Genomic DNA, 13,494 nt, shown 5'->3' with positions numbered 1-13,494 from the left:
ACCCTGGGGGGCTTCCCGGGATGACAGAGTGTGAACCGCCGTCCCAGGCCGGGCCGCGCGGGCCGCCGGCTCAGGTCGCCTTGGAGACGCTGATGGTCGGGAACTTGGCCGAGAAGTCCTTGGCCTTGAGCGCGATCTTGACGGCCACCTGGCGCGCCACCGCCTTGTAGATGGCGGCGATATCGCCGTCGGGATCGGCCACCACGGTGGGGCGGCCGCTGTCGGCCTGCTCGCGGATGGCCATCGTCAGGGGCAGGCCGCCGAGGTAGTCAACTTTGTACTCGGCCGACATGCGCTTGCCGCCATCGGCGCCGAAGATGTGCTCGGTGTGGCCGCAGTTCGGGCAGCAGTAGACGGCCATGTTCTCGACGATGCCGAGGATGGGCACGCCGACCTTCTCGAACATGTTCAGGCCCTTGCGAGCGTCGAGCAGGGCGATGTCCTGCGGCGTGGTGACGATGACCACGCCGGTGAGCGGCACGCGCTGGCTGAGCGTGAGCGCGATGTCGCCGGTGCCGGGCGGCATGTCGACCAGCAGGTAGTCGAGATCGCGCCAGGCGGTCTGGTTGAGCAACTGGTCGAGCGCCTGGGTGGCCATGGGGCCGCGCCAGATCATGGCCTGGTCAGGCTCGATCAGGAAGCCGATGCTCATGACCTGCACGCCGTGGTTCTCCATCGGCTCGATGCTCTTGCCGTCGGCGCTTTCGGGGCGGCCGCTGATGCCCATCATCATGGGCTGGCTGGGGCCGTAGATGTCGGCGTCGAGGATGCCCACGCTGGCGCCCTCGGCGGCCAGGGCCAGCGCCAGGTTGACGGTGGTCGTGCTCTTGCCGACGCCGCCCTTGCCCGAGGCAATGGCGATGATGTTCTTGACTCGCGGCAGCAACTGCACGCCGCGCTGCACCGCGTGGGCGACGACGCGGGTGGCGATTTCGGCGCTGACGTTGTCCACCCCCGGCAGGCTGCGCGCGGCGGCGATCAGCGCCTTGCGCAGCGCCGCGTGCTGGCTCTTGCCCGGGTAGCCCAGCTCGATCTGGAAGGCGATGTCGCCGCCGTCGATGCGCACGTTCTTGACGGCGCGGCTGCTGACGAAGTCGCGTCCGGTATTGGGGTCGACGACGGTTTCTAGCGCCTTGAGCAGCGCGGCTTCGGTGACGGCTTGGGACATGTCGCGGGTGCAGCAGCAGGGATATGGGAAGCGGCGGAGTCTAGCGGCAGGGCAGCGGCCGTGTGGGCGCAGGGGTGGCAAACGGGCAATGCAAGGGTGACGCCCGGGGGTGGGCCGCGCGCAGGCTCCTAGAATCGCCCCATGCCGCGCAAGCTCTTCGTCACCACCGCCCTGCCCTACGCCAACGGCCCGTTCCACATCGGGCACATCATGGAGTACATCCAGGCCGACACCTGGGTGCGCCTGCAGCGCATGCTGGGCCACGAGGTGCATTTCGTCTGCGCCGATGACGCCCACGGTGCGCCCATCATGATCGCGGCCGAGAAGGCCGGCCAGACGCCGCAGCAGTTCGTGGCCGGGGTCGCGGCCGGGCGCAAGCCGTACCTGGAAGGCTTCCACATCGCCTTCGACAACTGGCACAGCACCGACGCGCCCGAGAACCACGAGCTGGCCCGCGCCATCTACACCGCGCTGCGCAAGAACGAGTTGATCGAGGTGCGCGTGGTCGAGCAGTTCTTCGACCCCGCCAAGGGCATGTTCCTGCCCGACCGCTTCATCAAGGGCGGCTGCCCCAAGTGCGGCGCGCAAGACCAGTACGGCGACAACTGCGAGGTCTGCGGTGCCGTCTACGCGCCCACCGACCTGAAGGATCCGTATTCGGCGCTCTCGGGCGCCAAGCCGGTGCTGCGCTCGAGCGAGCACTTCTTCTTCAAGCTGTCAGACCCGCGCTGCGTCGAATTCCTCGAGGCCTGGACGCAGGACGGCCGCCTGCAGCCCGAGGTGGCCAACAAGGTGCGCGAATGGTTCGCGCGTGACGAAGACGGCCGCGTCGGCCTGGGCGACTGGGACATCAGCCGCGACGCGCCCTATTTCGGCATCGAGATTCCCGATGCGCCGGGCAAGTACTTCTATGTCTGGCTCGATGCGCCGGTGGGCTACCTGGCCTCGCTGAAGAACTGGCTGGGCAAGCTGGGCCTCGATTACGAGGCCTACATGGCCGACCCCGAGTTGGAGCAGATCCACTTCATCGGCAAGGACATCGTCACCTTCCACACACTGTTCTGGCCGTCGATGCTGAAGTTCAGCGGCCGCAAGACTCCTGATCGCGTTTACGTCCACGGCCACCTCACCGTCAGCGGCGAGAAGATGAGCAAGAGCCGCGGCACCGGCATCAGCCCGCTGCGCTATCTTGAACTCGGCTTCGACGCCGAGTGGCTGCGCTACTACATCGCCGCCAAGCTCAACGGCCGCGTCGAAGACCTGGACTTCAACCCCGACGACTTCGTCGCCCGCGTCAACAGCGATCTGATCGGCAAGTACATCAACATCGCCAGCCGTGCGGCGGGCTTCTTGAGCAAGCGCTTCGGCGGCCGGCTCTCGGCCGACCTCGGCGTCGAGGGCCGCGCCCTGCTCGACGCGCTGCGCGCCCACGGCGGCATCGTGCGCGAGGCCTACGAGGAGCGCGAGTTCGGCAAGGCGCTGCGCGAGGTGATGCTGCTGGCCGACCGCGTCAACGAATACGTCGACCGCCACAAGCCCTGGGAACTGGCCAAGCAGACCGGCATGGACGCGGCGCTGCAGGACGTTTGCAGCGTCTGCATCGAAGCCTTCCGCCTGCTGACGCTGTACCTCAAGCCGGTGCTGCCGGCGCTGGCAGCCAAGGTCGAAGCCTTCCTGAACATTCCGGCACTGCAATGGGCCGATGCCCAGCGCGCGCTGGGCCACCACGCCATCGGCGAGTACAAGCACCTGATGCAGCGCGTCGATGCCAAGGGGCTGCAGGCGCTGTTCGACGCCCCGGCACCCACCGCTGCGCCAGCCCCTGCCCTGCCCGGCGGCGAGGCCATCGCCGAGGAAATCGGCATCAATGACTTCGCCAAGGTCGACCTGCGCATCGCGCGCATCGTGGCCGCCGAGCGGGTGGAAGGCAGCACCAAGTTGCTGCGCCTGACGCTGGACGCCGGCGAAGCGCAAACGCGCCAGGTCTTCAGCGGCATCGCCAGCGCCTACGCGCCCGAGCAACTGGCGGGCAAGCTCACGGTGCTGGTGGCCAACCTGGCGCCGCGCAAGATGAAGTTCGGCATCTCGCAAGGCATGGTGCTGGCCGCCAGCCACGCCGACGAGGGCGCCGAGCCGGGCGTCTATGTGCTCGAGCCCTGGCCCGGTGCCAGGCCCGGCATGCGGGTGCGCTAAGCCTCTATGGAGCCCGGTCGCTTCCACCCCTTCCGCCCGCGCTTGCTGGACAGCCTGGACGGCTACGACCGCCAGCGCTTCATGGCCGACCTGGGTGCCGGCATCACGGTGGGCATCGTGGCCTTGCCGCTGGCGCTGGCCTTCGGCATCGCGTCGGGCGTCAAGCCCGAGCAGGGGCTGATCACCGCCATCGTCGCCGGCTTTTTGATCTCCGCCCTGGGCGGCTCGCAGGTGCAGATCGGCGGCCCGGCCGGCGCCTTCATCGTCATCGTCTACGGCATCATCGACCGCTACGGCTTCACCAACCTGCTGGTGTCCACCGTCGCCGCCGGGGCGCTGATGTTCGTGCTCGGCCTGTTCAGGCTGGGCGTGTTGATCCGCTACATCCCGGTGTCCATCGTGATCGGTTTCACCAATGGCATTGCGGTGCTGATCGCGCTGTCGCAGTTGCGCGACCTGATGGGCCTGGACATCGCCAAGATGCCGGGCGACTTTTTCTCGCAGCTGGCCACGCTCTCCGCCCACATCGGCAGCTTCAATGGCCATGCCTTTGCCATCGGCGCCATCTGCGTGGCCGGCCTGGTGCTGTGGCCGCGGCTGTTCAAGTCCGACAAGGCCGAGCCCGGCAGCGAGCCGGCACCGGGCGCGCTGAAGGCGGCGCGGCGCCTGCTGTCCAAGCTGCCGGCGCCCATCGTCGCGCTGGTCACGCTCACGCTGGCGGCCTGGCTGCTGAAGCTGCCGGTCGAGACCATAGGCAGCCGCTTCGGCGAGTTGCCGCGCGGCCTGCCGCGGCTGGACCTGCCGCCGCTGAGCTGGGACAGCCTGCGCCAGCTCACCATCCCCATCGTCACCATCGCGCTGCTGGGTGCCATCGAATCGCTGCTGTGCGCACGCGTGGCCGACAACATGGCCGACCACCGCCGCCACGACCCCAACCAGGAGCTGATGGCCCAGGGCGTGGCCAATATCGTCGTGCCCTTCTTCGGCGGCATTCCGGCCACCGGCACCATCGCGCGCACCGTCACCAACGTGCGTGCCGGCGCCGCCAGCCCCATCGCCGGCATCGTCCACGCCATCACGCTGCTCTTCATCCTGCTGGCGGCGGCACCGCTGGCCGGCCATGTGCCGCTGGCGGCCCTGGCCGGCATCCTGATGTTCGTGGCCTGGAACATGTTCGAGGGCCACCAGTTCCTGCGCCTGCGCCACTTCTCGGCCCAGTACCGCACGCTGATGGTGGGCACCTTCGTGCTGACCATCGTCTTCGACCTCACGGTGGCGGTCGAGGTTGGCCTGGTGCTGGCCTGCGTCTTCTTCATCTGGCGCATGAGCACGCTGTTCAGCGTCAAGCCGCACGCTGCAGCCGACCTGCCGCCCGGCGTGCAGGCCTTTGAGCTCTACGGCTCGCTGTTCTTCGGCGCCGTCGGCAAGATCGAGGCCCTGCCCGAACAGCTGCCGCCGGCCACGCGTGCCGTGGTGCTGGACATGCAGCGCCTGGTTTCCATGGACACCTCGGGGCTGGACGCGCTGGAGCAGTTGCACCGCACGCTCAAGCGCCAGCAGGTGGCGCTGGTGCTGGCCAACGTCAACGCGCAACCGCTGTCGCTGGTTCAGCGCTCGGGCTTCGAAGCTGTGCTGGGGCCCGAGAACATCGTGCCCAGCATGGCCGAGGCGCTGCAGAGCGACGAGGCCCCACCCGTCTGATTCGCGCCTGACCCGCGGTGGACCGGCGCCGGATCAGCCGGCGCCCTGATCAGCCCTTGCGCCAGGCCAGCGGCAACTGCGCCAGCGTGGCCAGCCGTGCCACCGCGCGGGCATGGGCGGTTTCGCGCCGCGACACCGCATAGCCCACCGCGAACCAGGCCGAGGCGTCGACTTCAGCCTGGCGGCGAAAGGTGGCCTCGGCCACATGCATGTCGTTGAGGTCGCCCAGGGCATCGAGCGCCGCCGTCAACGCCGGCCGCAGCGCCGCCACCGCCTTGGCCTTGAGCAGCGGCATCATGGGTTCGAGCGCATAGCGCATGCGCTTGAGCCGCTTGCGCAAGCGGTGCTGCTGCTCGGCGTCGGCCTGGGCAAAGGCGAGCGCATCGCGCTTCACGCGCCGCCACAGCGGCTGCAGGCAGGCGCGGGCGGCTTCGGCCAGCGAAGGCTCGGCGGGTTCTGCCATGGCGGTCGCAACCACAGGCACCGAGGCCGAAGGAAGGGCCAGCGTGCGCAACAGCAGTGCGGTGAAGGCGGGGTCGCGCACCACCTCGTCGGCCGGCCGGGCCGCGGCCGGGGCCGGCCAGTCGAAGGGCGGCGCCCCGGCCGCGGCCAGGGTATCGCGCAGCGATTGCGCCAGCACATCGCCATCGCGCGCCGCACCCAGCTCGGCGAAGGGCGCGCGCCAGGCGGCCTCCAGCGCCAGCGCCGCTTCGGCATCGCCGCCCCAGCTGGCATAGACGCGCAGCACACTGCGCAGCCGCCGCAGCGCCACGCGCAGCTGGTGCAGGTGCTCGGGCGCACCCGTGCCGCCGGCGATTTCGGCCGCATTGGGCAGGGCCTGGGCCAGCGCCGCCTGCAGCATGCTGCGCCAGGCCTCGTCGCGCGTGATGCCGGCTTGCAACAGCGGCGGTACCGCCTTCACCGGCGGCACCTGGGCCACGCCGGCGGCCAGGCGGTGGCCCTGCTCGGACTTGGTGCGCACGTCCCACCACAGGCCGAAACGAGCCGCCCAGCGCGCCGCCAGCGCCGGCAGCGTCGCCGAATCGCCGCTGACCAGCTCGAACTCGATTTCGTCCACCGCCAGCCGCCGCTCGCCGGCGATGATCTCGCCGCGGTCGTGGGCAATCTCGATCAGCGCGCCGCCACTGCGCACCAGGCGGTGCAGGCGGCGGATGTCGGTGCGGTAGACGGCCTCCAGCGGCGGCGCCTCGGCCAGCACGGCCAGCAAGGCCTCGCCCACCGGCGTGCCGGCGTGGCGCTGCGGGTCCAGCGGCGGTTGCGCCGCCCGGACGCCGACGCGCACCTCGTGCTCCAGCCGCACGGCCAGGCCGTCGCCGCGGCCCTTGAGCGTCTGCATCCAGACCCGGCCCTCCTTGCGCAGGCGCAGCGCGAGGCCGGCTGCCGCCAGGCGGCGGTCGGGGGTGTCGCAGTAGACGGCCTGCAGGCGCGTGGTGCGGGCCGTGGCGGTGGCAACGGCCTGGTGCAACGCGGCACTGCGCCGGGCGGGCACCTGAAACTTGAGTTCGGTTTCCAAGCGAATGGGGGCGCCAGCGGCGCGCGACGGGGCAAGACCGGGATCATCGCCCAATCCCCCAGCCCGCCGACAGCCCGGTGTCACCCGCGCCCGCATAAAATCGCGCCTCAACCCGCCACCGGCCGCCGCCATGCCCCTGTTCTGGAAGCCCTACAAGTCCGACGTCACGAACTTCATCGAAGCGCTGAAGGCCAAGAAGCCCACGCTCGAGGACGAGCAGCGCGCCGGCCGCGCCCTGCTGTGGGACCGCGCGCTCGACCGCAGCCAGCAGGCCGACTGGGCCGACGCCAAGGTGGCACAACAGCCCTACGTCTACCAGACCAAGCCCGGCGCTTGAACTCGGCTTCACGGGCCGGCGGCGTGCAGGAACTGGCCGACGCCAGCGAAGCCCCGGTGCCCGAGGTGGTGGACCAGATCGCGGTGGCGCGCCTCTATGGCGAGCCGCTGTTTCGCATGCCGCAGGATCTCTACATCCCGCCGGATGCACTGGAGATCTTCCTCGAGGCCTTCGAAGGCCCGCTGGACCTGCTGCTCTACCTGATCCGGCGCCAGAACTTCAACATCCTCGACATCCCGCTGGCCAGCGTGACGCGCCAGTACCTGGACTACGTCGACCAGATCCGCCGCCACAACCTCGAGCTCGCGAGCGAATACCTCTTGATGGCGGCGATGCTCATCGAGATCAAGAGCCGCATGCTGCTGCCGCCCAAGAAGAGCGCCGACGGCAGCGAACCCGAAGACCCGCGAGCCGAACTCGTGCGCCGCCTGGTCGAGTACGAGCAGATCAAGCTGGGCGCCGCCCGCATCGACGCGCTGCCGCTCTTGGGGCGCGATTTCCTGCGCGTGCAGATCCACGTCGAGCAAAGCCTGCAGACGCACTGGCCCGAGGTGAACAGCGAAGACCTGCGCCAGGCCTGGCGCGAGATCCTGCAGCGCGCCAAGCTCAACCAGCACCACATGATCAGCCGCGAGCAGCTGAGCGTGCGCGAGCACATGAGCATCGTGCTGCGCCGCCTGCAGGGCCGGCGCTTCGTCGAGTTCCACGAACTCTTCGATGTCGAGCGCGGCGCGCCGGTGCTGGTCGTGACCTTCATCGCCATGCTCGAGCTGGCGCGCGAGCAGTTGCTCGAAGTCACCCAGGCCGAGGCCTTCGCACCGATCTACGTGCGCCTGGCCTACTCGCCGTCCTGATCCCCCCTCAATGCCGCCGCTGCGCGCCCCGCCCGGGCGCGGCGCGCGGCCCATGGAAGCCCTCACCATGTTCAAGAACGCCCTCGTCTTCCGCATCGAAAACTGGGAAAGCAAGCCCGCCCTGTCCGAGATCGAGGCCCGCCTGGACGGCGCGCGCTTCGCGCCCTGCGGCGCGACCCAGCCCGAATCCGCCGGCTGGGTGGCGCCGCGCGGGCGCAAGCACGGCGTGCTGGCCGAGAGCGTGGGCGGGCAGATCATTCTTGAGCTGTGTACCGAGACCAAGGCGGTGCCGGGCGGCGTGATCAAGACCGAGCTCGAGGCCCAGTGCGACCGCATCGAGGCCGAGACCGGCCGCCGCCCCAAGGGCAAGGCAGCGCGCCAGTTGAAGGAAGAGATCGTCCACACGCTGATGCCGAGGGCCTTTCCCAAGCGTGGCAGCACGCGGGTCTGGCTGGCGCCGCAGGAAGGCCTGGTGCTCATCGATGCCGCCAGCCTCAAGAAGGCTGACGGCGTGGTCACGCGCCTGGTCGAGTTGCTGGGCGGCGGCCTGCGCCTTGCGCCCATTCAAACGGCGCTGTCCCCGGCCACCGCGATGGCCGCCTGGCTTGTCGAGCAGGAGGCGCCGGCCGGCTTCACGCTGGATCGCGATTGCGAACTCAAGCAACCCGACAGCGAGAAGGCCACCGTTCGCTATGCGCGCCACACGCTGGACATCGCCGAGGTCGGCGAGCACATCAAGCAGGGCAAGCTGCCGACCCAGGTGGCGATGACCTGGGCCGGCCGCGTCTCCTTCGTGCTGACCGAGGCACTGGTGATCAAGAAGATCAAGCTGCTGGACATCGTGCTCGAAGGCGCGGGCAGCACGGCGAACGCCGACGACGGCGGCTTCGACACCGACGTGGCCATCGCCACCGGCGAACTGCGCCAGCTCATCCCCGACCTGATCGCGGCGCTGGGCGGCCTGCAGCAGCCCGGCGCCAGCGCCGCCACGGCCGCGTTGCGTCAGGCCGACGCGGCCCCGGCCGCCACCACGGGCGACAGCACCGCGCCCTGGGACGAAGTGCCGGCCTGAGGAAGAATGCCCCTCGGGGCCTTCAGTGCAGCTTGCGACGGCCGCCGCTGGGCGCGGCGGCCTGCTGGCTTTCGGCCTTCTCGAGCAAGGCCTTGCCGCTGACGCCGGCAAACAGCGCGGCAGCGCGCACCTTGATCTCGAGCAGCTCGCTCGCACTCACCGAGTACTGGCCGGTGGTGCGGTTGACGACGACGCCGAACTCGACATCCTTGCCGTCGTTGGACAGGGTGCCGCTGGTGAACTCGTAGTCGTCGCTGTGCGGCGGCAGGCCGCGGGCATCGGCGTCGTAGTCCTGGTACTCGATGCGCGTGATCTCGCCGCTGGCGAGATTGAGCAGCGCGGTGGACGTGATGACCTCGTCGGTCAATTCGTCGGAGATCACGATGGGTACCTTCAGATCCACGGCCAAGCCTCGCTGTCGAAAACCGCATTGTCACCCGCGGCGAGGCCCGGCCGCCGCAGCCGCTCAGGACTTGCGCAGGCGGCGCGCCCCGACCATCGCCATGCCGGCCACCATCAAGGCCCAGGTGCCGGGTTCGGGCACCGGGTTGATCTGGGCCAGGCCGTAGTTGACGGCCACTTCCTCGGCCAGTTCATTGCCCCAGACCAGACCCGGATTGCCGGCCAGTTGCACCGTGCTGGGCAGGCTGGACAGCGAGGTGAAGCTGAGCCGCGCGACGTGGAAGCTGCCGGTGGGCAGGATGGCCGAGATGTTGTTGAAGAAGACCCCGGTCACGGTGCCGCTGGCCGGGTCGTGCAGGCCTGCCGAGCGCGCCGGATCGGGCCAGACGGTGGTGTCGATCACGAGGCCGTCGTACTGCAGGCGCAGCGGGTCGTAGCTGAAGTTGAAGCCGCCGCCGATGATGTTGCCGGCGAAGTCATTGCCATTGACGTCGAGCGAGAAGCTGGCGCCGAGGGGTGCCAGCACCGTGGACGGCACAAGGTCCAGCGTGGCCGACTGCGCCGAATGCGCGATGACGACGAGTGCGGCCAGGGCCACGGGTCGAAGGTGGGAGACGAAGTTCATGGGTAGCTCCTGTGGGGTTGAACGAGAACGGAAGCAGGGTTGGGGGATCAGCGCGCCAGGTGCCAGGCCGACGGCCCGGGCCGGGTGGCGAACAGACGGCGCGCCAGCGCCAGGTCCAGGGCGTTGATGAATCCGTCGCCGTTGAGATCGGCGCGGTTGGGCGCGCGCTGGCCGAAGCTGTTGCGCACGAGGGCGAAGTCCAGGCTGTTGACGATGCCGTCGTTGTTGGCGTCGGCGTCGCAGGCGTCGCCATAGCCGTCGAGATCGCTGTCGCGCTGGTTGGCATTGGCCACATTGATGCAGTTGTCGCGGCTGTCGGGCACGCCGTCGCCGTCGCCATCGCTCTCCACCAGCGCGGCCTGGGCGCTGGCGCCTTCGCCGGAGCCCACGCGCAGCAGCACATTGCCGGTGAAGCCGCCCAGGTCGATGCGGCCGTCACCCAGCGCGTTGAGAAGCGTGCGTCCCACGACGCGGCCGCTTTGCGGGTCGATCGCGACGGCGGTGAGCAGTTCGGGGTCGATGACCATGCCGCGCGGGCAGCTCAGGCACACGGGCGGCGCCTTGATGACCAGCACGCCCAGCTCCTGCGACAGGTTGAGCACCGGAAAGCGCAGCGGCGGCGCGGTGCGCAGCACCACCGTGGGGTCGCCGAGCAGGTTGTAGATGTTCATCTCCTGGCGCAGGCCTTCCACCGGCACGGCCACGCCACCGGCATCGGTGGGGTGCATATTGGGCGTGGCGCCGGCGTCGACCGCAGCCAGGAAGGCCTTGCCGTGATTGAGCAGGTCGCCCAGGCGGCGCACCGGGAGGGCACCGCCGAAGGGCGCGAGTCCGGGGAAGAGCGCGTCGAACAGGCCTATGGCCAGGTGGCCGTTGTCACGCGTGCTGCTCGAACGGGTGTCACCGATGACCGCCAGCGCGCCGTCGGTCTTGCGCACGAAGGCCTCGGCGAAATAGGCCGTCGAAAAGGCGGGCCCGTAGCCGCCGCCGATGATGTTGGCCGGCAGGTCCACCGTCTCGTTGTCGAAGATGCCGCTGGCGCAGTTGATGCTGAACAGCACCGGGAACTGGTTGTTCGTGACCGACACCGCGCCCAGGTTGGCGGTCTGGAAGGAGGGGTCGCCGAAGCCGGTCCACCAGCCGTGGTCGCGGTGGTAGAACAAGGCCGTGCCCTGGTTGAACGCATTCACGATGTCGGCCTGGCTGCCGTTCCAGGCAAAGCCGGGCTTGCGCAGGGCCGCCGGCACCGGGTTGCCGTTGCGGTAGGTGGTCGGGTTGGCGCCGTTGGGCGCGACATAGATGCGCTGGACGTTGTAGCCCTGGGCCACGACGTGGTCACGGATCTGCTCGGTCACCTGCACGAACCAGCGCGTGTCGAGGGTGAAGCCTTCGAAGAAGGAAGCAAAGGTCAGGCGGCTGTAGAAATCCTGCTGGAAAAGTGAGTCCGGCGGCGGATGGTTCTCGAAGGCGATGACCTTGCTGACCATGGTCTGGGCCTGGGCCAGCGTGTCGACCGGGAAGCGGCCGATGCCGAAGGGTGGCACGGTCTCGGCCGTGGCGCCGGGCAGGAACTGGCCGTACCACATGTCGCCGGCATTGCGCGCCGAATCCCACCAGTTGGGCTGGTCGTAGTGGGTGGGCACATGTTCGGCGTCGCCCATCAGCAGCACCCATTGCGGCTTGACGAGGTGGCTGTTCCAGTGGCTGGCCAGCCAGTTGCGGATCTGGGCCGCGTTGGCGATGAACGACACCCCGCCCGTGAGCGCCGGGTCTGAGGTGCTCACCACCATCGTGCTGATGCCCAGCGCATCCTTGTGCGCCTTCAGCGTGTTGGCGGCGGCCACCAGGTTGGGGTGGGCAATGATGATGAAGCGCGCGCCCAGCAACTGGATCGGTGGCACCAGCGGTCCGCACACGCGCACCAGCGACTCGCCATTGAGGGCGTATTTCAGCACCGGCATGGGCCGCGCCTCGATGCGGTTGTCCACAGGGTCAAAGGCGTCCTTGGAACGTCGGTCCAGCCGCGCGTCGATGCGGAAGCACTCGCTGGGCGAATGGATCACGCGGATGATGTAGCTGTCGTGCCAGGTGATGAAACGGCGGTTGGGATCGAAGCCATAGGGCGAGAAACGGAACGATTCGATGTTGGCATTGCCCTTGAACAGCGCGCGCCGCTCCAGCGCCTGACCAGGCAGGAAGAGGCTGCGCGCATAGGTGTCGGGGTTGAACTTGAAGGCGGGCGGCTCGGCCACCTCGGACGAGGTGCGCTCGGGCGGCTGCACCGGGTAGAGCAGCGCCGGCATCTCGTGCGGCGGCCCCTCGGGCTCGACCACCACGGTAGCGGTCTCGCCTTCCTTCAGGTCGACCGGCAGCGCCAGCGGAAAGCCGGCCACCGGCATCTCGGGCTGGCCCACGCGGTCAGCGCCGCCGAGCACCATGCCGGCGCCCAGGCGTTGAGAGAAGCGGTCGAAGCTGCCGGCCGGCGTCTCGACCTTGTCGAGCAGCGGGGGATCGACGGTGATGCGCAGCACCGTGCCGGCGCCGGTCTGCTCGAGCACCGTGACCTGCACGGCCGCTGCGGCCCCGGTGGCCGTGGCCGCCAGTGCCAGGGCCGCCAGCATGCGCGGCAAGCGCGGCAGGCGGGCCTTGATTCGGGAAATGACTGTCATGTTGGACCTCCGTGACGCCGGGTGCTGCAGCCGGGCCTCCCTGACCCGAGCCGTGCATCGATCGTGTCCAGAGCTTAGGCAGGCGACCCCGACGCTGCACCCGCTGTCCAGAGGATCACGCCGCGCCCCGCGAAACTTCCAGTTAGGGGGTCAGCGTCGCGGCCCGGCTGCCGGCAGATCGAGCGCCCTGCGGGCCTGCTGCAGCAGGGGCGGCGCCAGATCGGCTGCCGCCTCGCGCGCCGGCAGCGCCGCGCGCAGTTCCTGCACCAGGGCCCCGTGCTCGGCGCCCAGGTCGCCGGCCTCGCGCAAGGCCTGCAAACGCAGCAAGCCATCGTGGAAGAGCAGCGCCTCGAACTCGCGCCGGCTGGCCCCGTCCATCGGCACGGCGGGCGACATCGCCTCGCGCAAGGCCGCGCGCTCGGCGGCATCCAGGGTGGGCAGCGCGTGGCCGGGCAGCACGGGCGCGGCGGGGAGGCCTGGTGCCGGCTGCACCACCGGCAAAGGTGCGGCGCCTGCAGGCGTCGTCAGTTCGGCTGACGCGGTGCCCAAGGCCGGCGACAGCCAGGGGCCGTTGTCGGCAGGGGCCGGTGGCGCCAGGGCCGCCGCGGCGGGTGGCGCCGGCGGCGCCCACCACATTGCCAGGCCGGCCATGGCCAGCGCCAGCCCGCCGGCCATCCAGCGAGCAGGGTTGAAGCGCGGGGGATAGCGTCGGCGTTGCACGGCGCGCAGTATGGACGGCAGGCGCAGGACAGCCAACCAGCCCCTCCCCTGTCGGCAGGATGGCCGCAAAGGCGCCACCGTTGAGGCCGCGAAGTCTTGCAAACGCATCCGACGGTTGCCATTGCGGCGCTGCAGCATCATCCGGTAACACGGCCGGCGCCACAACGGCGATGCTCAAGCCATCGCCTGCCACCCAAGTGCAGGCCCGCGGCGTGTGGC

General features: G+C 69.6%; 11 protein-coding genes. 5 read left to right on the top strand and 6 right to left on the bottom strand.

All coding sequences use genetic code 11. The features are described from left to right. Positions 1–70 precede the first annotated feature (70 nt). On the bottom strand, positions 71–1,168 hold the full coding sequence (gene apbC / locus JMV16_RS16985) for an iron-sulfur cluster carrier protein ApbC (protein ID WP_201495479.1): 1,098 nt from the start codon (positions 1,166–1,168) through the stop codon (positions 71–73). Positions 1,169–1,309: 141 nt separating this feature from the next. Here apbC and metG point away from each other — a divergent pair, with 141 nt between their 5' ends. After that, entirely contained in the window at positions 1,310–3,361 is a 2,052-nt protein-coding gene (gene metG / locus JMV16_RS16980) for a methionine--tRNA ligase (protein ID WP_201495478.1), read from the top strand. Positions 3,362–3,367: 6 nt separating this feature from the next. Then, positions 3,368–5,062: a SulP family inorganic anion transporter gene (locus tag JMV16_RS16975; RefSeq protein WP_201495477.1), complete on the top strand. Its 1,695-nt coding sequence runs from the start codon at positions 3,368–3,370 to the stop codon at positions 5,060–5,062. Positions 5,063–5,111: 49 nt separating this feature from the next. Here JMV16_RS16975 and JMV16_RS16970 read toward each other — a convergent pair whose 3' ends face one another. Next, positions 5,112–6,596, bottom strand: coding sequence for a CHAD domain-containing protein (locus JMV16_RS16970; RefSeq protein ID WP_201495476.1), 1,485 nt, complete (start codon positions 6,594–6,596; stop codon positions 5,112–5,114). 130 nt (positions 6,597–6,726) lie between these two features. Here JMV16_RS16970 and JMV16_RS16965 point away from each other — a divergent pair, with 130 nt between their 5' ends. The 3 genes from JMV16_RS16965 to JMV16_RS16955 all read left to right on the top strand — a co-directional run bounded on the left by JMV16_RS16965 (position 6,727) and on the right by JMV16_RS16955 (position 8,859). Beyond that, positions 6,727–6,933, top strand: coding sequence for a DUF3460 family protein (locus JMV16_RS16965; RefSeq protein WP_201495475.1), 207 nt, complete (start codon positions 6,727–6,729; stop codon positions 6,931–6,933). Between the two features lie 23 nt (positions 6,934–6,956). Beyond that, a complete protein-coding gene (locus JMV16_RS16960) occupies positions 6,957–7,787 on the top strand; it encodes a segregation and condensation protein A (protein ID WP_411565042.1) in 831 nt (276 codons plus the stop codon). Positions 7,788–7,854: 67 nt separating this feature from the next. Beyond that, a complete protein-coding gene (locus JMV16_RS16955; protein ID WP_201495657.1) occupies positions 7,855–8,859 on the top strand; it encodes a recombination-associated protein RdgC in 1,005 nt (334 codons plus the stop codon). A 22-nt stretch (positions 8,860–8,881) separates the two neighbouring features. Here JMV16_RS16955 and JMV16_RS16950 read toward each other — a convergent pair whose 3' ends face one another. The 4 genes from JMV16_RS16950 to JMV16_RS16935 all read right to left on the bottom strand — a co-directional run bounded on the left by JMV16_RS16950 (position 8,882) and on the right by JMV16_RS16935 (position 13,275). After that, complete coding sequence (locus JMV16_RS16950; RefSeq protein WP_236580564.1) at positions 8,882–9,262, bottom strand: hypothetical protein; 381 nt, start codon at positions 9,260–9,262, stop codon at positions 8,882–8,884. A gap of 63 nt (positions 9,263–9,325) precedes the next feature. Next, the gene (locus JMV16_RS16945; protein WP_201495474.1) at positions 9,326–9,886 is read right to left on the bottom strand and encodes a PEP-CTERM sorting domain-containing protein; all 561 of its coding nucleotides are present in this window, start codon (positions 9,884–9,886) and stop codon (positions 9,326–9,328) included. 47 nt (positions 9,887–9,933) lie between these two features. Continuing rightward, positions 9,934–12,555: a C25 family cysteine peptidase gene (locus tag JMV16_RS16940; protein WP_201495473.1), complete on the bottom strand. Its 2,622-nt coding sequence runs from the start codon at positions 12,553–12,555 to the stop codon at positions 9,934–9,936. Between the two features lie 150 nt (positions 12,556–12,705). Next, positions 12,706–13,275, bottom strand: coding sequence for a hypothetical protein (locus tag JMV16_RS16935; RefSeq protein WP_201495472.1), 570 nt, complete (start codon positions 13,273–13,275; stop codon positions 12,706–12,708). Positions 13,276–13,494 lie beyond the last annotated feature (219 nt).

The sequence above is a fragment of the Rubrivivax sp. A210 genome (assembly GCF_904426505.1).
GTDB lineage: Bacteria > Pseudomonadota > Gammaproteobacteria > Burkholderiales > Burkholderiaceae_C > Rubrivivax.
Note: the sequence above shows the minus strand (reverse complement) of the source record. Positions and strands in the feature narration are given on the sequence as shown.